Origin of the sequence: Halorubrum sp. SP3, from assembly GCF_005435195.1 — an archaeon.
Lineage (GTDB): Archaea > Halobacteriota > Halobacteria > Halobacteriales > Haloferacaceae > Halorubrum > Halorubrum sodomense.
In genome coordinates this window covers 1-233 of record NZ_SGTU01000714.1, presented here as the reverse complement: position 1 = coordinate 233, position 233 = coordinate 1, and the positions used below count along the sequence as shown (strand labels likewise).

The 233-nt window shown below is 70.0% G+C and carries 1 protein-coding gene; it reads left to right on the top strand.

The window, feature by feature from the left end:
• A partial coding sequence (locus EXE42_RS18035; protein WP_199240824.1) for an inorganic phosphate transporter occupies window positions 1–233 on the top strand: 233 nt, incomplete at both ends.

Below are 233 nucleotides of genomic sequence, written 5' to 3'. Positions count from 1 at the left end.
CATCGGCTGTCTGATGGCGTTCTCCTCGGGCACCTCGAACATCGCGAACGCCATCGCGCCGCTCGTCGCGCTCGACGGCGTGGAGATGACGCCGATGATCCTCCTCGGGAGCGCGGCGGTCGCGGTCGGCGCGTTCACCATCGCCCGCCGGACGCTGGACACGCTCGGTAACGACATCACCGACCTCCCGCTGACGGCCGCCATCGTCGTCGCGGTCGTCTCCTCGGGGATCG